The organism is bacterium (genome assembly GCA_035505375.1).
In the GTDB taxonomy this organism is placed as follows: Bacteria; Hydrothermota; Tepidihabitantia; order Tepidihabitantales; family Tepidihabitantaceae; genus UBA2258.
In genome coordinates this window covers 1-19634 of sequence record DATJQV010000014.1, presented here as the reverse complement: position 1 = coordinate 19634, position 19634 = coordinate 1, and the positions used below count along the sequence as shown (strand labels likewise).

Annotated in this window: 15 protein-coding genes and 1 tRNA gene; 4 read left to right on the top strand and 12 right to left on the bottom strand. The window is 60.0% G+C overall.

Features of this window, described 5'->3' with window-relative positions:
- Window positions 1-172: 172 nt before the first annotated feature.
- The gene (locus VMH22_02145; protein ID HTW90491.1) at window positions 173-418 is read left to right on the top strand and encodes a hypothetical protein; all 246 of its coding nucleotides are present in this window, start codon (window positions 173-175) and stop codon (window positions 416-418) included.
- A gap of 618 nt (window positions 419-1036) precedes the next feature.
- On the opposite strand, the gene VMH22_02140 is transcribed toward VMH22_02145, so the two are convergent.
- The 8 genes from VMH22_02140 to VMH22_02105 form a co-directional block, all read right to left on the bottom strand.
- Window positions 1037-2872, bottom strand: a complete 1836-nt coding sequence (locus VMH22_02140; GenBank protein HTW90490.1) for a T9SS type A sorting domain-containing protein — start codon at window positions 2870-2872, stop codon at window positions 1037-1039.
- A 99-nt stretch (window positions 2873-2971) separates the two neighbouring features.
- Window positions 2972-3337 carry a FlgD immunoglobulin-like domain containing protein gene (locus tag VMH22_02135; protein ID HTW90489.1) on the bottom strand — a complete coding sequence of 122 codons (366 nt, stop codon included), beginning with the start codon at window positions 3335-3337 and terminating at the stop codon, window positions 2972-2974.
- Between the two features lie 181 nt (window positions 3338-3518).
- Entirely contained in the window at window positions 3519-3680 is a 162-nt protein-coding gene (locus tag VMH22_02130) for a hypothetical protein (GenBank protein ID HTW90488.1), read from the bottom strand.
- A gap of 287 nt (window positions 3681-3967) precedes the next feature.
- Window positions 3968-4606, bottom strand: coding sequence for a PDZ domain-containing protein (locus VMH22_02125; GenBank protein HTW90487.1), 639 nt, complete (start codon window positions 4604-4606; stop codon window positions 3968-3970).
- A gap of 8 nt (window positions 4607-4614) precedes the next feature.
- Window positions 4615-5664 carry a hypothetical protein gene (locus tag VMH22_02120; protein ID HTW90486.1) on the bottom strand — a complete coding sequence of 350 codons (1050 nt, stop codon included), beginning with the start codon at window positions 5662-5664 and terminating at the stop codon, window positions 4615-4617.
- Window positions 5665-5674: 10 nt separating this feature from the next.
- Entirely contained in the window at window positions 5675-6250 is a 576-nt protein-coding gene (locus tag VMH22_02115) for a zf-HC2 domain-containing protein (protein HTW90485.1), read from the bottom strand.
- 137 nt (window positions 6251-6387) lie between these two features.
- On the bottom strand, window positions 6388-6930 hold the full coding sequence (locus VMH22_02110; protein HTW90484.1) for a sigma-70 family RNA polymerase sigma factor: 543 nt from the start codon (window positions 6928-6930) through the stop codon (window positions 6388-6390).
- Between the two features lie 156 nt (window positions 6931-7086).
- A complete protein-coding gene (locus tag VMH22_02105) occupies window positions 7087-7752 on the bottom strand; it encodes a hypothetical protein (GenBank protein HTW90483.1) in 666 nt (221 codons plus the stop codon).
- Window positions 7753-8115: 363 nt separating this feature from the next.
- Between VMH22_02105 and VMH22_02100 the strand changes: the two genes are divergently transcribed.
- The 3 genes from VMH22_02100 to VMH22_02090 all read left to right on the top strand — a co-directional run bounded on the left by VMH22_02100 (window position 8116) and on the right by VMH22_02090 (window position 11930).
- Window positions 8116-8188 (top strand) — tRNA-Thr (locus VMH22_02100).
- Between the two features lie 236 nt (window positions 8189-8424).
- Window positions 8425-10239 (top strand): PAS domain S-box protein, encoded by a 1815-nt coding sequence (locus VMH22_02095; protein ID HTW90482.1) that lies wholly within the window; start codon window positions 8425-8427, stop codon window positions 10237-10239.
- The gene (locus VMH22_02090) at window positions 10236-11930 is read left to right on the top strand and encodes a hypothetical protein (protein ID HTW90481.1); all 1695 of its coding nucleotides are present in this window, start codon (window positions 10236-10238) and stop codon (window positions 11928-11930) included. Before VMH22_02095 ends, VMH22_02090 begins: the two co-directional genes overlap by 4 nt.
- A 1043-nt stretch (window positions 11931-12973) precedes the next feature.
- Here the strand turns inward: VMH22_02090 and VMH22_02085 are convergent.
- From VMH22_02085 to VMH22_02070, 4 genes are all read right to left on the bottom strand, one after another.
- Window positions 12974-15343 (bottom strand): T9SS type A sorting domain-containing protein, encoded by a 2370-nt coding sequence (locus VMH22_02085; protein ID HTW90480.1) that lies wholly within the window; start codon window positions 15341-15343, stop codon window positions 12974-12976.
- 153 nt (window positions 15344-15496) lie between these two features.
- Window positions 15497-17869: a FlgD immunoglobulin-like domain containing protein gene (locus VMH22_02080; protein HTW90479.1), complete on the bottom strand. Its 2373-nt coding sequence runs from the start codon at window positions 17867-17869 to the stop codon at window positions 15497-15499.
- 72 nt (window positions 17870-17941) lie between these two features.
- Window positions 17942-19306 carry a hypothetical protein gene (locus VMH22_02075; GenBank protein HTW90478.1) on the bottom strand — a complete coding sequence of 455 codons (1365 nt, stop codon included), beginning with the start codon at window positions 19304-19306 and terminating at the stop codon, window positions 17942-17944.
- A gap of 123 nt (window positions 19307-19429) precedes the next feature.
- Window positions 19430-19634, bottom strand: a 205-nt coding sequence (locus VMH22_02070; protein ID HTW90477.1) for an OmpA family protein, incomplete at its 5' end; no start/stop codon positions are given.

Genomic DNA, 19634 nt, shown 5'->3' with positions numbered 1-19634 from the left:
ACGGACGGGCGGCACACTACCGCCCCTTGACCTGACTCCCCAATCCCCGATATCTGGCTCTCTTTCCCCAGTCCCCAATCTCGCCCGCCAGCACCCCCTCCAATATCAGGAATCTGATTCCCGAATCCCTAATCGCCTGCCCTCAACCCTGAAGCCTTAGTCCCGACCGCAGTTGGGTCGCGCGAAGTACCCGCCGAAGTACGTCAGGAAGTACGGGCCGAAGTGTCCTCAGCCGCGTCGTGACCTGTACCTTCGGCTGAATCCCGCGCTGTGTCTCAACCTGTATCTCGACCTCAATCTCGACCTCGACCTCAACCTGAACCTTTTCATGTTCCTCAAGTCGTTCCAGCAGTTGTTCCGCAAGTTATTCGCGTTGTCGTTCGGCAAGTTGTTCGGCTTGAAGTACGACCAATTGTAGGTTTCGTCGTATCTCGCGCTGTGTCGCCGGACCCAGCCGGGGGAACGGTCCCTGGGCCGACCACTCCCCGGCAGAATTGTGGTCGCAGGCCCGGCGCCCACTACATATGGTGGTGGTGACCATGGAGGGGGTCCCTGGGTAGATGCTTCCCCGAAGGCTCTGGCAGAGCCTTTGGTACGGCCTTTGGTAGAGTCTCTACCAGTGCCTTTCCCAAGGCCTTTGGCAAAGTCTTGGGCAATGCCTTTGGCACGGCCTCTGGTATTGCCTCTGGTCGAGTCCTTGGTCAAGCCTCCCCCAATGGCTTTGGCAATGTCTCTGGCAATGGCTTTCCCACGGTCTCTGGTATTACCTCTGGTAATGCCTTTGGCAGAGCCCTTGGCGAAGCCTCTCCCAATGGCTTTCGCAGGGCCTCTGGCAATGCCTTTGCCAATGTCTCTGACAGGGCCTCTGGTAATGACTCTGGAGATGCCTTTGGCCCGGCCTCTGGGACTACCTTTGCCAAGATCCAAGTTCCGCTGACGCAAGCCCCCACCTGGCTTTTGTCCCACCCGATAGAGAATCAAGAAAGGCTGCCCGCGTTTCCGCGAGCAGCGTTCTCTCGGCGGGCTTGGAGCAAACCTATTCGGTCAGAACAACCTTCTTGCTGAAGCGCTTGTTCTCAACGGTCATTGTGCAGAAGTAGACCCCGGCAGGAAGGACGTTCGAGGGGATGCGGACCTCGTGCCTACCTGGCGAGGCTTGTCCGTCGGACAGGGAACGGACGAGTCTGCCGTCAACATCGTAGATACCGAGGGACATGACCCTCACCCCTTCCCTCTCCCTCTGGGAGAGGGCGAGGGTGAGGGACGAAGGTACTTCGTAGCGCACAGAGAATGCGCCGCGAGCCGGGTTCGGGCTGACGGAGAGCGACCAGCGGAGCGGCACTTTCTGGCTTCCTTCCGCCACGCCGCCGCCGATGAAGGTAATGACGCTGTCCGACATGTCCCACTGATGGCCCGGACCATAGGCCATCACGACGATACGGCCGGAGTCAGGTACGCCCGAAGGCACGACCCAGCGATACAGAGTGTCGGTCCCAGGTAAACCAGTTGCTATCGTGTCGAGAAGCCACACCGAATCGCCCAACTCCCCCTCCCTTCTATTCCCTCCCCCTTGAGGGGGAGGGAGGGGTGAGGGTGTAATACCGCGCCTCAGGAACAGCGACAGCGAGTCGCAGCGCGGCGGCGAATGGGTGGTCCAGCGGATTGGGACCGTGTCGCCGACTTTGTACGAGCCGTGGGTTGGCGACTTGAGGTCAACCGCATCGACCTCGAATATGGATATCTTCCCGTTGCCCGCGGTAATCAACTCCTTGTAGCCGTCGTTGTTCACGTCATACACTGTGCTCACCAGCGATTGCATGGAACCGTGGTCGCTGTTCCAGTGCCAAACTTCCTGCAACGGCTGCACTGGTCGCCCTCGTTTGTTGCCGTAGACGGCTTTGTACACGTTGATTTGGGCGGGCGTGGTCCAGATGCACTCGTCTATCCCGTCGCCGTCGATGTCGCCGCACTCGCTGATTCTGCCCCAGTCGGTCCCTCCGAAATACAGTGAATCCACCAGCGTGCGGTGATACACGTCGCTGCCAACCTGATTTGCCTGCCACATGCAGAGGTATATCTTGCCGCGCGGGACGTTCTCGAACGCAATGTAGAACTCGGGCAGGCCGTCGCCATCAATGTCTTTGGTCATGAACGCATCGTCCCCATTCGGCTGTCCAACGGTGTCCTGATACACAACCTGATACTGGTCATCGGGCGTGCATTCCCGGACAGACACGACTCCGTTGCTAGCAGCCGAGGCAGAGGCGAACTTCATCTTGCCGTCCATGTCGAAGTCGCCGACGGTCATGCAACTGAATGCATGCGTGGTGTCGCGCCACACGAGTTGATTCTGATCGTTGCCTGTGTTCTCCCAAATGCATGTCCCAATACCGGGCGTGGCGCTGAAAATCCCCTTATGCCCATCTCCATCCATGTCCGGGAGGTAGTCAGTGAGAAATGGAATCGCGAAGTTGTTCCCGCACCGGTAGTACCAGGAAAGCCGGCTCGGATAGCTTACGCTGTCAGGGCTCTCGACGGTTATGACGTCATCGTACTCTATGTTAGGGTTAGAGGAGTCATATTCGACGGTAATGCACACCACATCTGTAAGTCCGTCCCCGTCAATGTCGCCGGCCGCGAAGGGAATGGCGCACCGCATGTTTACGCCGTGAGGCCGGGTCGCATTCGTATCCTCGAAAACGAGCTTGAATCGGTTCCAGCCTTGAAACTCCCAAGTCTCGTGGCATGCGCTGGGTGTATAGAAGAAGTACATGTCAGGAAGGGAATCGTGGTTGAAGTCGCCGCACAAGACGCGGCCATCCGCCACACCATATGGCCCAGCCGGGATTCGGGCGATTCGCCTCATGCTCATGCCAGTGAGCATCGTGGCGCATCCTGCTAACAGCAAAAGTAAGTAACGCGTGATAGTATGCGGCGGGGAGGCGGATTCCACCTCCCCGCCTGTTAGATACTACCTGACTAGCGTCATACGTCCAGTCGAGGCTTTGCCGCCGGCAGACAGGCGCACGAAGTACACACCAGCAGGCACGACGCGGCCACGGTTGTCGGTGCCGTCCCACCGCGCGACATGAATGCCTCTCTGACGAGGGCCGCTCTCCAGCCGCCGCACGAGCCGACCCAATACGTCATGCACCGTGATCTCAACTGGCCCGTATTGTGCGAGCTCATAGTTAACCGAAGTCCCTCTGGCGAACGGATTCGGCGAGCAGTCGCGGAGACGGGTGACATACGTGTGGCCAGAACCAAAGCTCTGCACACCCCCATCGTCGCCAGGCTCTTCCTCAATCTGGAACAGCTTCAGACAGGCAAGCGACACGTTCAATCCTCCTTCCAGCGAATCATCCGAGTTTCACGACCCGAGTCATTCTCTTTGAACTGGAGGGTTCCACCACCACGTAGATGCTTGCGGTGACCCGATTACCTGCGTCACCCATTCTACTCCACACGAGCGCCTGCGAGAGCGACGAGTTTCTTCCAGACACGATTCTCCTCACCTGCTAACTCGAGTCTCTCCCGCTCGGGCCGGACACGCACGAATATGATTTGGTGAAAACGGACGCTCCGCCCACGCTGGCCGCAGCTAGCAGGGCCAGCGACACGACGATTCCGGCAGCGCCTTGCGTACTGCCGCTATGCAGCAGACGAGAACGACCCATCATCTTCTCCTCCTTTGTGGTTTCGGTCGTCCGGTCCAGCACAACCTGGTGTCGAGAAGACCGATGCGACGAAGCCCCTTTCGCCGCTCTCGACACCCTTGTTGGCCGAATATTAGCCTCCCGTTTTCTGGAGTCAAGCAGAATGCTCATGTCTCGTCAAAGGCGGGCCGGCCGGTTCCGATTCATGAATGCCTGTGGGGGGTGCTGGCGGGTGACGGCTGATTTGGGCCGGTACGGGATGAAACGAGCGGGGCCACGAGGCCCCGCTCTTGACACAAGGAGGCGAACGCTTATTGACTCTTCTGCTTCTGGCCCAGCCTGTCCCGCAGCTCGTTCAGCTCGTTCCTCAACTCCTGCATCTGCCCGCGCAGAGAATCGACGGTCAGACCGGACTGCTCAAGTTCGCGCCTCAGTCCGGGTATGGCCTCGCCGCCGTCCAGCTCACGTTTCAGCGTCGGCCCGGCTTCCTGCAGTGCCCGTCCGACCTCCCGCAACGCTTCGCCGGGCAGCGCCGGCCACTCGAAGTCGAATGTCCCCACGGCTTCCTCCCGGGTCGCGAGCGTGACATCGAGGGCCTTCTCCCTGCCGCGGCGTCGCACCTTGAGCGTGACCCGCTGTCCCGGCCGGTCGCGCACTGCCCAGCGCAGCGCTGAACCATCACTGGCGGCCGCTCCGTCGAGCGAAGTTATGACGTCGCCGACCTCGACCCCGGCCTTTGCCGCCGGAGACCCATCGGCGACCTCCGTGACGAGCACGCCGTGGTCGACGTCCAGGGCCGCCAGCATAGGCTTGCTCAGTTCGTCGGTGTAGACGCCAAGCCATCCTCGCTTGACCGCGGACGAGTCGCCGGTCGTGCTCTGTCCGGCAGGGACCGCTGAAGCCAACGCCAGCACCGGCGCCAGCAGCAGGAACAAACGCAGACTCTTCATGAACACACCTACCTTTCTCTTACCGGCGAGTTCGGAATGGTCTCGGACACATCGTGGATGACGAAGTCGCTCCACTCACCTTGCAGGTCGATTTGCGGCCCTCCCGTTCCCTGTTGTGCTGTCACTTCCTGACCCGTGCCGACCCCACGGACTTCGAACGGCAGGCCGGACGTAATCCGCCCCTGACGGGCGGTCGCGTCGATGTGGAACGGCACCTGGTCACCGAGGCTCAGGTCGACCCGCCCGAGCCGCGACATGATGCGCAGGGCCCCGAGTTCGGCGTCGCTCACCCACGCATTGACATCGCCGTAGCGGTTGGTGATAGACAGGGCGCCGCGGTCCGGACGAGCGAAGACGTTCCCGAACTGGTTGTCGATTGTCACATCACCGTCGGACTGCTGCGTGTAAACCGTCCCATAGCGGTTCGTCACCTGTACCGGTCCGGCGGCAAGCCGCAAGTCCACGTCGCCGTATGAACTCCTCACCACGGCCAGGCCCCGCGTACCGGCCAGACGGATCCTGCCGTGGGAGTTCTCGACCTCGCAGCGGTCGCACTGGTCCACCTCGACGTCGCCGAACCGGTTCGACACGCCGCAGTTGCCGTCCATTCCGGCGATTCTCACGTCACCGAACGAGTTGCGCACCAGCGCGGACTCAGCGGAGGGTAACATGATACTCACGTCCACTTCGTACCCCAGTTGCGAATCGCCGGCAGCAGATGGAGGATACGCCGTGGTAATCACGAAAGAGTCGCCTTGTCCGGCCGCCTGAATGTCGGTATTCCGCGCGAAGTCCTCGGCCAGCTTCCGGTCTCCGGCGCTGACGCGGACCAGCGCGTCGACCAGCGCGCGTTCACCGTTAGTTCCCGTGATTGTGACGTTACCGTACCGATGAACGACGACCGTCCGTTTGAGCCGAGCAAGCGGGAACTGCTTCTCAATCCTGCGAGTCACCACCACCGGCCCGGCCAGAACGACGCCGACGCCAAGCGAGAACAGCGAAGTCAGAAAGGTGAAGGGCCTGAACCCGAACATCTCTCTTCTCTCTTCACTCTTCATGCCTGGCTCCTCAGTACCCGCCGGACACGAACCTGTCCATCGCTCGCTGGCGGTCACCCGTGGCCCCGACGTAGGCGGCGCGGACGCGCGCGTTGCCGGGGTTCTGGTCCATGGCAGTACGGCACTCCTGAATCGCCTGCTCGATGCCTTGCACGTACTCGCCGTATTCTTGTGCGGCTTCCTGTGCCGCCTTGTCCCTGCTCAGTTCGGAAACGGACGGCTTCCGGCCGACGGACGACAGCCAACGGCTGACGGTCGGCTGGGACGGAGTCCTGATCACGCCGGCCAGGAACACAACCAGCAGTACGACGGCCAGCGCCGGTAACCCGACCCAGAACAACCTGGTCAGACGGCGGCTGTGGGCCTTCGAACCACGGATCCGCTCCTGGACTCCCGACCATGTCCGGCCCGAAGGCACAAATTGTTCCATTTCCGGGGCGGCGTCGCGGATGGCCCGGACCTGCGCCAGCGAACGGCGGCAAACCGTGCATTCGGCAATGTGTTCCGCCGCCCTGCCCGCCGCCTCACCGTCAAGGTCGCCGTCAAGGTACGCGCTCAGAATCTCTTCAGAACAGTGTTGCTCCAAAGCGTGCCTTTCTATTTGTGTCGCTGGGGAAAGAGAAGGGGGAAAGTGGAAAATCCCAAGTCCGGACTTTGCCATTTCCCGTTTCCACTTTGCCAACTGACTTCTGCATTCTGACTTCTGACTTCGGCCCTGGCAACCTACTCTCCCTTCATCCAGTGACGATCCTCAAGATACGGGGCCAGCTCGCGCCGCAGGAAGGCGCGCGCGCGGTGAAGCTGCGACTTACTCGCGCCGTCGGTTATGCCCAGAATCTTGCCGATCTCCTCATGCTTCAATCCCTGGATGTCGTGCAGCACGAAAACCTGCCGGTAACCCTCAGCCATCTTGGGCAGGGCGCTCTCTATCAACCGGCCAACACTCAGCGGCGTGGAGCCGACCTCCATGCCATCGTCGATGGACACGGTCTGACGCAGCCGTCGCCGCCGCCTGAAGTCGAGACACGCGTTAACCGCTATTCGATATATCCACGTCGAGACCGCGGACTCGCCACGGAACGAACTCAGTTTCTTGAAGACCTTCACGAAGACGTCCTGCGTGACGTCCTCAGCGTCGGCACGGTTGGAAAGCATGCGGTAGGCGGTATTGAAGACCCGACCTCGGTACAACTCGTAGAGGCGCTCGAAGGCAAGTGGTTCGCCGGTCTGAGGCTTTATCTCGGTCACTTCCAGAGTATCATTCACGTTGTTATCTTGTTTAGACGAGCGGCCGGTATCTGGGTTGCCTCTGTTTTCGTCCGGATTCAGCATCGTACGCCGACGACAGCAGACTCGAACAACTGTCTTAACACTGCTGCAGGACGAGGCTTACGCTAATGGGCCGCGTGGCACCCGGAGGCGTCAGTCGCCGGGCAACGCCTCTTCTGTTGGAGTGTAGTTCTTTCCGAAGCGAACCCCCAACTGAAGTGAGAAACCGCGCAAACTCAATGCCGGAGGATTCTTGTCTCCGAACCATGTCGGCCCCGAGAATGGAATGAAGTAGCCGGCCTTCAGAAATAGCCCGATGAAGGACTCCGATGACGTCGGCAGCATGCCCATCGCCTCGACACCGGGCGTGGCGCCGATGGTCCAGGAAGCGAACCACCACTTGGAACTCGCGCTGAAGGTCTGTGCGTAGACCAGCGTGCCGGCGCCGCCAAGCTCAACGCAAGGCCTGAACAAGAGCCACTGGTTGGGAACGTAGGGAAACCCGACCTCGAGATTCGCCCGGACGGCGATCAGCTGGCCTTTCACGGAATCCGCCTGGTTGGCTCGCCACGTCAGCGCCCCGGAACCACCCAGCGTCACCGGACCGACCTGACCGCCGCCATGCCCGCCGTACCACCACAAAGGAGCCCCGTAGGTGAAATGACCGGTCCCCAACTGTTGCCGATTGAGCGAATCAAGCCTGTCGTTCAGGCCTCCCATGCTGTTGAACGTGCTGGTTACCTCAAACCCACCGTAGCCCATGCAGAGTGTGGCCAGGAACAGGATGCCTGCGACCAATGCCGGAATTGTGTGCCTCAAGACTACCTCCTCACCGGAATTCACAACCAAGGAAGCGGAACCGCAAACCTGCCGTCGGTCGACGTACTGCACTAGTGCATTCTAGCGACAAGACGACGGCGTGCAAGCCGGATGCATTCCCCGGGCCGCAGCCACCAACCGCCCTGAGTACGAATAGATGGCCGCAAGAACGCAGCGAAACGAAGCCGAGGCAGACATCCACAGATTTCACAGATTCCGCAGATTCAGGTCCGGATTCCGGAACCTCTGAGTAATCTGCGGCTGGTCTCCTCGTTCATTTCGTGTCCTTCGTGGCTTCGATATCGGTTCCGTGGAACCACACTTCGCTTGACTCTTGCCACGTGCCGGCTACAATCGCACGGCGCCGGCGTGGCTCAGTCGGTAGAGCAGCGGTTTCGTAAACCGCAGGTCGTCAGTTCGATTCTGACCGCCGGCTCTTTCCAACGAGGAACCTGACAAATCGGAATTCAGAATTCAGATAGCAGCTACCAGAAGCACGGACATCGGCCACTCTGCATTCTGGTTTCTGATTTCTGATCTCTGCGTTTTCCGCCCATGGGGAAACCGACATTGACTCCTGTCGGTTATCCAATATCCTGACGCGGTCTCAAACATGACTATCTCTGCACCTGCCTGCGGCCGAGAGCCGGCGGCCGACTGAGGTCTGAGGCAATGCCCCCCCGCAGCCGTGACCCGCGACGCGAAGCCGAAGAACAGGCGGCATTCGAGGACGCCGAGCGTTCCCGGGCCGAACTGCGCGCCGGCGCGGCCTTCGACGGCTTCGTCGATTCCAGCCCGGTGGGCATCGAGCTCTTCTCGCCCGCGGGCAAGCCGCTCCGCAGCAACAAGGCAGCCGAGCGGCTGCTCGGCAAGGTCCCGCCACCCGGCATCGCGCTCTTCGACGAGCGCGGACTGAAGCGCGCGGGGCTGCTGGAACCGCAACTGCGGCGCGTCCTGGCCGGCGCCCGGGTCGAGACTCCGCCCACCTGGTACGACCCGACCGAGATCGGCTTACCGGGCATTCCGGGCCGCAAGATCTGCTTCCGCGCCACCGTCTTCCCGATGCTCGACAGCGAAGGACAGGTCACCCGTATTGCCGTGATGTACGAAGAACTGACCGAATTGAAGAAGCTCGAACAGGAAGTCAAAGAGAACGGGATGCGACTCGCGGCCGCGCCCGCCGCGTACGAAGCGGCGCCGCCGCCGGGCGCGGATGCCCGCGACATCGAATTCCAGCGCCGCAAGCTGGAGACGGCCCTGCGCGAAAGCGAAGAACGCTACCGGTCGCTCGTCGAGTCGGCACACGGCTATGTCGTCGTGCGTTTCGCCGAGGAAGGGCGGATACTGGCCATCAGCCCGGCGGTGGAGAACTTCTGGGGCATCAAGCGCGACACGATTTTCGTCGACAATCCCGCCTTCTTCAGCCGCATCCACCCGGATGACATCGAGCAGGTCAAATCGACTGAGGCGTCGGCCCGCAAGACGGGCGCGTATCCGGATGACTACAAGTTCCGGGTCGTCCACATGACCACCGGCGCGGTATACTGGCTCGCGGTCCGCGGCTCGGTGAGCACGTACGCCGGCAAGCGAGTCTTCGACGAACTGCTCATCGACATCACCGAATCGCGCCGGGTCGAAGACACGCTGCGCGAGCGAGAACGGAACATCTCCGCCATCGTGACCAGCTACAGCGACGGCGTCTTCACGATGGACAACGAGTGGATTGTCCGCGACTGGAGCCCGGGCGCGGAGAAAGAAACCCGCATCGCCACCAGTGAAGCAATCGGCAAGCGGCTCTGGGAAGTCTATCCGGACATTGAGAAAAGCGGCTTCGGCCCGATCTTCCGGAAAGTGCTGCTTGAGCATGTGTCTGAACACCACGAAGGCTTCTACCAGGATGGCCGCGAGAAGTACGCGGGCTGGTTTGCGGTATCGGTCTATCCCTACGGAGCCGGCGTCCTGGCGATGATACGCAATGTCTCGCAGCGGAAACGAGCGGAGCTGGCCTGGCGCGACGCGGAGGCGAAACTCAACGCCATGATGGCAGTGCCCGACCTCATTGTCACGCTCAAAGACCACAACCTCCGCTACACGATGGCCAGTCCCGGCGCGATGAAAATGATGGGGGCCAACGCAGGCGACTCGGTAATAGGCAAGACCGACCTCGAGATCTACAGCTCCAAGGTCTCGTCCCTCATCGTCTCGCAAGACCGACAGGTGCTTGAACGCGCGCAATCGGCGGAGCTGGAGATTGCCCTGCCCGACGGTGCCGGCCCCAACGCTGCCTGGTACCACATCAGCAAACAGCCATGGCTGGGTCCGGGCGGAACGGTGATTGGTATCCTCGACGTCGCCTTCGACGTCACCACCCGCGTGCGCGCCCAGCAGGAACTGCTGCGCCGCCGCGAATTCTTTGAGAAGACGCTGCACGAACAAGAACAGACTCTGAGTCGGGCACGCGACGAGTTGTCCCGGTGGACTAAGTGAAGGCCAGCAAGCGGGTTGGCGCCCTTCCGGCCGGCGGCAAGGCATCTGCCCGTTCCGCCGCGCAAAGGGACTGGTGGGACCTTACTCAACGTGACTGGCTACTACTCGCTCTGATAGCCATTGCGTCGTTGGCTGTCCAGACGTTCTTCCTAAACTACACCGTTGACGACGCATTCATAACATTCCGTTACTCCCACAACCTGGTCGATGGGCTGGGGCTTGCCTTCAACCCAGGTGAACACGTTGAAGGCTTCACAAACTTCCTCTGGATGCTGTACTGCGCGATTCCATCGTTCTTGGGAATCAGTGTCCTGTGGTTCTCCAAGGTCACGCTCATGATTCTCTCCGCCGCGAACTTGTTCTTGATGGTGCGACTCTTCCGTCGTGTGGCCCCAAACGCACCATGGTGGATATCCCTCGTTCCTCCTGGCGTGCTCGCGCTGCACACTTCGTTCACGCTCTACGCTGTCAACGGGATAGAAACTCAGCTCTTCTGCTTTCTAGTGCTGCTTGCGTTGTACATGGCGGCACGCGAATTCGACGGCGGAGGCTGGCTGTCCGCGATCTTCTTCGGGTTGCTCTTCTACACGCGTCCGGACGGCTTCATGTTCTTTGCAATAACATGGCTTGCCAGGTTGCTGTTCGGGCGAAAGGACCGAAGCTTCTTGATATGGACTTCAGTCTTCCTGGCAATGGCAGCAGGGCTTACTGCGTTCCGCCTGGTTTACTTCGGATACCCGGTGCCAAATACGTTCTACGTGAAATCCGCCGGCACGATCAAGACCCGTGTTTCGCTGTGGGGCATCCGCTACTTCCGCGACATGTTCCGAGTCGCACCAAACTGGTTCTACCTGTTGCTGCCACTGGCGGGCCTCGCCGCGTGGCGTAGACTGAGCAAGTTCGCCCGCTTCATGGTATTCGTTCCCTATGTCTATCTGGTATACGTCCTCTACATCGGCGGCGACGTCAATTTCCCCCACTTCCGTTTCCTTCTCCACGTGTTGCCGATCATGGCAATTGCAGCTCTCTTCCCGCTGCTGCCGCGCGACAAGAAGGCAAAACCCGGTCGCGCCCTCGGGTTCGGACGCATATGCGGCCTGGTATTGTCACTGGCATGCGTCGTGCTGCAACTGCGCCATTCGCTGGTGGTGTGGAGGTCGATGAACGCAACACCGGAATCGAGGCCGTACAGGTATCTTTCCCTCTTTCCCCTCTCCGGGTCGATAAGCATCTACCCGGAAATTGCCCGCTATCTCAAAGAGAACTGTGATCCGGGGAGTGTGGTTGTCATGCAGGATGTGGGCGCAATACCATTTTACTCGGGACTCAAGACATTCGACATCATTGGGCTCGTGAACGGCCCTCTGGCTCACTACTTCTACAAGATGAACTACAGCGACTACCTCATCGACAAACTACCAGAGGAGAGGGTTCAGGAAATCGACAAGCATGTGCGCGATCTTGTCATAGACAGTGTTCGCGCTGACTACGTGCTGTATCACACCGAAAGCGGGGACCCGTACGACTTGGGGTACTCATTCCACTATCATGGCTTGGCGTACGACTCAAGGTTCCCGGACCTCTACCATCCCATAGCCGCGTTCTACTACCCAGCCACACATCGCTGCGACTACGTTCTGTTCAAACGAAGGACGGCCGCGTCCCCCGAACCACCCCGCGCAGCTGACTAGTCTCGACCTAAACCAGCAGCCATCACATTCGACTCTGTACACGCCCCGCGAGGCTAGGAATGCGGCGACAGTGCCGCTCCTCTGATGGCCCAAGCGAAAGCCCGTCACCGCGCTTCTCGCATCGCCGAAGTCAGCGCCTCGTCGCGAATATCCTACCTTGAGATGACCGATGCTGCCCCGAACGCTTCTTTTGCCGGCAGACTGATTGTCCATCATAGAAGCACTCGGCAAGTAACTCGGTAATTCACTCGGAGAGTCACCTGCCCAGTCACTCAGAGAATCAGTCGGTAAGTCAGTGGCCGAATCACTCACCCAGTCACTCGGCAACTCATTCGGCAAGTGACTGGGCATGTCACTCACCGACTCACCCCGCAAGTCACTCGCCGAGTAACCTAGAGACTCACTCGGCAAGTCACTCGGTATGTCACCGGGTGACTCACTCGGTAAGTGACTGGGTAAGTCACTCGGCGAGTAACTCGGGGAGTCACTGGGGGAGTGACTCCCCCAGTGCCCTGGCTGGCTGTGGCAAGGACCTTATAATAGCTTAAACTCTAGTGACTTATACCGCTTCTTCTCAGCCAGTAGTAACTAACTTCCGCCATGGCACACTATGGTAGCAGATCCACCGGAGTTGATGTGGGAGGAACATCACTGCCACCAAGGATGAGAACCCAACGCTGGATAGGAAGACACAATCTCAAGCGCCTGCAAGCGACGCCAACGGGTCAGCGTGACGACACGCTCACACTGCAAGAGGCAGCCATCGGTCAGGTCTACGCAACAGAGACTAAGATCCAGGAGGTCGTTAACGTCTACGTCTGTGCGACCTCAACCTCGTGGTCTATCCCCTGCTCGCCCTTCAGGCTGCGGCGAAGCCCCGTTGTCTGGTTTCCCGGCCGTGATTGTCTAACGACTGCGCTGGTCACGCTACGTCAGTGGTGTCGGCTAGGAGAACAGCCCGACTCTCATGGCAGAGCAGCCGTTATGACAGCAACAGGTGCTGTGCGTTCCTCGCATCGCTGTGGAGGCGTGCTTCCTTGCTGCTAGTGCTGGACTATGATCTTGGTGGTGGTCTCGGAAGCACCCATCTCCAGTCGGACGAAGTAGACGCCGGCCGACATTGAGCGCAAGTCCAGGTTCAGCATCCCGGTGCGAGCAACAGAGAACGAACGGACCAGCCTGCCCGCGACGTCGCAAAGCGTCAGGCTGCCGGTCTGACCGCGTGGAATCTGAAGTCTCAATCCGACCGCGTTCCGGACCGGGTTGCCGAGCACGGCAAGCGCCGGCCTGAGGCTCGCAGGTTTGGCATCTTCAATTCCGTTCAGATTGTCCCGGTATACGTATATACGGCTGATGGGCGCCTGGAATACGCGGTTGTCAATCGCGTCCCAGGCCATGCTGCGAGGGGTCTGCGATCCGGGCGGGAGCAGGGTGACGACCGAGTCGTAGCGGCAGTCCACGACCGCGCCGTATCTCAGGTAGAGTTTGTCGTTCCGGTCGTTCATCAGTCCGGCGTATCGGAATGCGGCGGCAAGAGTGTCGACTATCGCGCCCTGTCCGCAGTCGAAGACGAGCACCGAGCCCGAGGTTCTGCTGCACAGGAACAGCTTGCCGAGCCGCCGGTCAAGGAACATGGTATCGATGTTCCATGGGAGGCCCTGGGAAGCGATGACCGAGTCGCCCAGCACGTCAATCGTGTACACGCGGTCCAACCCCTGGTCGGTGTAATAGAGACGGCCGAGGTCGGGGTTGAGCGCCATCCTCCCGTGATTGGAGCCGCCGCCGAGGTCGAGTGTCTTGACCACCGAGTCGGTTGCCGGGTCTAACACACGGATGGTCGGCGCAGCCTGGCATGCCAGGAAGATACGGTTGGAGCGCTGGTCGTAAACCGCGCATGGCACATCATTCGACAAGGCGAAGACAGAGGTAACCGTGTCCTTGAGAACATCATAAGCGAACACTGGGTCGAGGCTGCTGCTCGTACCCGGGAAGACGTAGAGTTTGTTGAGGTACGGAACCATGACCGGCAGCGGGTGGCTGATTCCGTGCGTGGGTTTGCTCCCGAGCAGGCTATCGGAGTTGCAGTCTATGACCCGCAGGTAGTTGGCGTCGGCAACGTAGATGCGGTTCAGTGCCGGGTTCAGCACCGGCAATGCATTGCTGCTGGTGACTCCGCCGCGAATGTGCTTCGGCGTCCCGAACGTGGTGTCGAAAACCAGAACGTCGGCGATGCCGGGACAGAACGCGTAGAGCTTGTTGCCGGCGGGGTTGTGAATCATCTTGGTGGCCGTGACGGTCGCGTAGTTTGTAGAATCCAGGACAGTGTCGGCTCCGGCATCGATGGTGAAAACAACGCTGCCTCCGGTCACGCCGTAGAGCCGGTTCCGGTCGGGCCGGAACGTAAGGGCGGTGACGGCGTCGGTGCGCGCCGATGGGGGCAGTACGGAGCCGATGACCGCGTCGGTCGTGTCCATCACCAGAATCAGTGATGAATCATAGCTCGCAACGTACAGCTTTCCGGTGAGGCTGCTCGCAGTCATGACGGACACCCTCATGCCGACGTCGCGTGTCGCCAGTATCGCATCGCTGCGGCAGTCAACTATGCAGATTTCCGTATCGCCGTAGTTGGCCGCGTAGAGCCGGTCGGTTGTCGGGCTGTAGGCGATGACGTCTGTGCCCGACAACGCGGGCAGGGTGTCGACAACCTTCAGCGAATCCGTGCTGACAACGAAGTACCGGCTTACGTCATTGCTGTCGACTCCCCAGCAGTAGATTTTGTGTGAGACGGTGCTGAGGGCGAGAGGCTTGACTTCCATCAGGCCGGTCTCGATGCCCGGCAGCATCGTGTCGCCGGAGCAGTCCAGGATTCCCAGTTCCGCGGTCGTGTCGGTGGAGCCACCGATGTACACACGGTTCCGGGTCGTGTCCCAGAGCAGCGCCTGACAATCGAACCCGACGGTAACCGTCGTTTGTATGGAGTCACCGTCCGGGTCAAACACGACCAGGTCCGGGTCGCCATAGGACCCGAAATAGAGCCGATTCGATGTCCGGCTGTAGACGTATAGGTCCGGCGCGAACGGCAGCAGGGCCGTGCCGATGACTTCGTCTTTTACAGCGCCGAGGATGACGAGCGAATCGCTGACCACGTATCCCTTGCCGCCTGGCGGACAGAAGATGACCCTTCCCGACGTGCCGGGATTGCGCAGCTTCTGCATGGTGACAGGGTTGAAGATCTGTACGGGGTTCGATTCGATGTAGACGCTGCCGGAGATGGGATTCACGACGACCCCACCCCCGTCGACAAGACTGATGCCGCCGAAGGTGTCGCCAATCACTACCTGGCGCTCCAGCCATTGGCCGGAGCAAATGGATGTAACCGCTACGACGAAGACTAACAGTGCGATTCTCTTCATCGCGCCTCCTTGATCAATGATAGAACTGTCCCGGGATTTGTCAACATGGAGTCGGAGCGGACATCCACAGATTCCACAGATTCCCGCAGATTCGGTTCCGATTTCGAGAACATCTGCGAAATCTGCGTAATCTGCGGTTAGTCTCACGTCCGTTCATTGTCCTGACACCACCAGTCTCTTGTGGATACGGTCGGTTTTGTCACCGTGCACGTAGTCGAGCACGTACTCGTAGGTGCCCGGCGCGGCACGTCGGCCATTGTCATTGGTTCCATCCCAAGGCAAGATGTGGACTCCGGCGGTCATTGGTGATTGGTCACTGGTCACCATTCTACGCACTCTTTCCCCGGCACGGGTGTAGATGGTGAGGCTTACTTTGCCGGCCTCGGGCAGGCCGATGACAAATGAGGTGCTCGTGCTGAATGGGTTCGGGAAGTTGTGGATGGAGAAGCCCGGCATGAGGGTCAGGTTCAAGACGGCAGTGTCAGCTACCAGCGTGTCATTGCCCAAGTGCCCGGCTATCAGGAACGTCCGTTGAGCAAGCGACGCCGTATCGCCAATCAAACCAGCAGACGCCGTGACGTCGAGCGAGAACCAGCTTGTCTCGCCCGGCGCTACGTAACCAAGGTCGGGTATTCCGTCACCATCCGTATCCGTCAGGTCCTTCGCGCCGGTCGCGTTGCAGAGCCTGAGGCTCCAGCCCGGCGGCTCAGACGTGAAAATGGGGACTGTACCGCGCGTCCCCGCGCTCAGTGGGACTGTCCCCATTTTCAGTTCTACGACCCCGCCAGTGTCTCCCTGAACCAGAGCATAGAATCGATAGGTCTTGTCTTGGCCCGCCTGGAGCTGGTCCGACTGGTCCGGCCCAATCTGTAACGACTGTGCGTACGTCTGTACCGAGGAACTGACCTTGTCGTTGGCACGATTCATGTCATTCCCAAGCATCGTCGAGCAACTTACCGCCCATTGGCCCGGCGGCGCTATCCATTCTGAGTATGTCAGGTCCATGGTGGAGTCAGGTGATAGTGCCTGCGTTACAGTCACCGTCTGGTTGTAGCCGGTACTGATGCGGAACTGGACGCCGAAGAGTCGCTCCGCAGTGTTTCCGAAGTTCTTGATTCTTACCTTCGGCATCACGGTGTCCCCGGCGCGCAACAAGCCAGGCGGCGCGAGAATCGCAACAGCACCGACATCGTGCCTCGGCGGGGGGACCACTTGAACCAAGCCACCGATGGTATCATTGGTCGTGTTCTCGTCCCCGCCAAGCGACGTGAAGCACATGACCGGGAGCGTTCCAGTTAGTCTGGCAGTCCAAGGAGGGAAAACGACCGTGTCCTCACGCGCCGCCAATGTCTCCTGTATTGTCTGCGAATAGTCCGAACCGATGTTCATCGTCACCGGGAAGACCGTAGAGGTCAGACCCAAGCCACGAACGACCGCACGCGGCACGCACACGCTGGCGGATTCACGAGTCCCGGCAGGCGACAGAATCGCTGTCGGGCCGACGTCGCTGTTGCCGACGACCTTGACGCAGCCTTCGTTCGCAGTAGGGACGTACAGCATCGACCCGTCAGGCAGGAAGGCCCCGCGCCTGGGGCCATTCCAGTCCCACAGTTCCTTCACAATGCTGTAGTCCGAAGTTTTGATTATGGACAGGCAATTCATCCAGAATGCCGATGCGTACAGGTACTCGCCATTCGGGGAAAGCGCCAGTCCGTCTGGACCGCTCGAAACCGGGATCGAGGTCACCATCTGCCTGTCTGAAGTGCGAATGACGTCCACGCAATCGCCGACCTCACAAGCGACGTACAGCAGATCTCCGGCCGGGGACAAGGCGACGTCGACCGGCCGGTCGTGCGTAGGGATCATCGCCTCAATCGTGTTGTCGGAGGTCCGCAGGACGTATACGGAGTCCGAGAACGCGCATGCCACGTAACAGTGTTGCCCGTCAGCAGTCGCGACAATCCCCGATGGGTCAGCGCCCACAGTAATATAGCCGACCAGAGAGCAGTCGGATGTCCGCAACACGGCAACTTGGTTATGATGCGACCGGAAGATGCTCACGTATAAGTACTCACCGTTCTGGACGAACGTCATGTCGTGTGGGTCAGGAAGCAGTCTTATCTGACCCACGATCGTGTCGTCCGAAATGCGGACCTTGGAGACCGTATGGCGGCTTTGAGAGCTGCTGATGAACATGTACTGCCCGTCCGGGGATGGAATCGCAAAGCTCGGACGACCGGCAAGATGGAACGTCGCCGCAATTGAGTTGTCCCATGTCCTCACCACGGTTACCGAGTCGGACGTGCCGTCTAGGATGTACACGAGCTTGCCGTCGAGGGTCGCTCTTGCATTCTCGGGTACTCCACCGCATGGTATCGTCGCGACGATCGTGTCCGGGTATTCTGGAGAGGGCGTGCCCGACGCCTTGGCGGACCATCCCGACTCGCTGCCGTGCTGGGCCTGTCGGACGGAAACACCCTTGTCGGCACCTGAGGCAAGACAGATAGCTGACAGCAGAATGACCAAGCCGTGAGCGTGGACTTTCCGGGTCACATTTCGCGACTTGATGTCTGCGCCTTGGTTCCGGCAGACCATCGTTCAGAAAGCTGCTTTGATGATAGTCTGAACGAAGGCTCTACCGGTCCTGGAGCCGACCGGCGACAAGAAGTAAACTCCAGGCCGAAGTCCTTCGCCGACTCTGTCGCCCTTGCAGACAGCGACTTGCCGGCCGGCGACATCCGAAAGAGCAAAGAGTTCGGTTTCATGTCCGGGTACGCGGGCAAACGACGAGAAGGGATTGGGCTGAACCAGGAAGCGAGTCGGCCCTGCAGGACGCGGAGTCGAGGGTTCTTCAATACCAACGTTGCCATTGGCGTCGGTCTTGATGAGATAGACGTCACCGCCTCCTGCACCGAAGGAATAGGTACAGCCCGTGATGATGTAGCCGCTGTCGGCAGTCTGTTGGACCGAGTAGCCTTCGTCGTCATTTGCCCCGCCATAGGTTCTGGTCCAGAGCGTGTCGCCTTGAGCGTTGGTCTTGATGAGATAGACGTCGCCGCTGCCTGCCCCGAAGGAGCTCGTAAAGCCCGTAATGATGTAGCCGCTATCGGCAGTCTGTCGCACCGAGTAGCCCTCATCTTCGTTTCTCCCGCCATAGGTTCTGGTCCAGAGCGTGTCGCCTTGAGCGTTGGTCTTGATGAGATAGACATCGCCACCGCCTGCCCCGAAGGAGCACGTAAAGCCTGTGATGATGTAACCGCTGTCGGCAGTCTGCTGGACTGAGCTGCCGCGATCGTCAAGCGAGTCTCCATAGGTGTTGGTCCAGAGCGTGTCGCCCGAGGCATTGGTCCTGACAAGGTAGACGTTGCAGGTGGTCGGCGTCCCGCCGCCAAAGGAATATGTATAGCCCGCGGCGATGTAACCGCCATCGGTAGTCTGTTGGACTGAGTTGCCCTCATCGTAGCTGGATCCTCCATATATCCTGCTCCAGAGTGTGTCGCCTTGAGCATCGGTCTTGATGATGTAAACATCACCGTGTTCCGCGCCGAAGGAATAGGTATGGCCTGCGACGACATACCCTCCATCTGCAGTCTGTCGTACGGAGTTGCCCTCGTCCTCGTTTACCCCCCCATAGGTTCTGGTCCATAGCGTGTCGCCAGATGCGTTGGTCTTGACAAGATAGACATCTCTGTTGCCTGCGCCAAACGACGCGGTCCAGCCCGCGACGATGTAGCCGCCATCCGACGTTTGCTGCACGCAGTTACCCCAGTCGTCTCTTGTCCCCCCATAGGTTCTGGTCCAGAGCGTATCGCCTTCAGCATCGGTCTTGATGAGGTAGACATCAGCACCGCCTGCACCGAAGGAAGTGGTGTAGCCTACGATGACGTAACCACCGTCAGCAGTCTGCTGGACCGAACGTCCCTCATCGTGGTTTGTCCCACCATAGTCTCTCCGCCAACTCACTTGAGCAACGGCAATGGAAGCAAGGAAGATAGCGGACAGCAGAACGCAACCCATGACCGGGAGGCGCGTCCTCACCGCGGACATCTTGGTACTCACGGGCGGGCGTACCGTAAGAAGCAGGGGTTACTGCTGCCCGGTGATACGGAACTCGGTGCGCCGGTTCTTGGCCATGCCCTCTTCAGTAGTGTTCGGGGCAATGGGCTGGGTGTCGCCGTAGCCGTGGGCGGTGAGCCGTTCCGGCGCAATGCCCCACTTCGTAATCAGGTACTGCCTCACTGCATCGGCCCGGGCCTGCGATAGCTCCCAGTTTGACGGGTACTGAGCAGTT

What these genes read in the sequence shown, in the direction of transcription:
- VMH22_02140 (HTW90490.1), bottom strand. Translation starts at nt 2,872, where the DNA reads ATGAGCATGAGGCGAATCGCCCGAATCCCGGCTGGGCCATATGGTGTG.
- VMH22_02130 (HTW90488.1), bottom strand. Translation starts at nt 3,680, where the DNA reads ATGATGGGTCGTTCTCGTCTGCTGCATAGCGGCAGTACGCAAGGCGCT.
- VMH22_02125 (HTW90487.1), bottom strand. Translation starts at nt 4,606, where the DNA reads ATGAAGAGTCTGCGTTTGTTCCTGCTGCTGGCGCCGGTGCTGGCGTTG.
- VMH22_02120 (HTW90486.1), bottom strand. Translation starts at nt 5,664, where the DNA reads ATGAAGAGTGAAGAGAGAAGAGAGATGTTCGGGTTCAGGCCCTTCACC.
- VMH22_02095 (HTW90482.1), top strand. Translation starts at nt 8,425, where the DNA reads ATGCCCCCCCGCAGCCGTGACCCGCGACGCGAAGCCGAAGAACAGGCG.
- VMH22_02085 (HTW90480.1), bottom strand. Translation starts at nt 15,343, where the DNA reads ATGAAGAGAATCGCACTGTTAGTCTTCGTCGTAGCGGTTACATCCATT.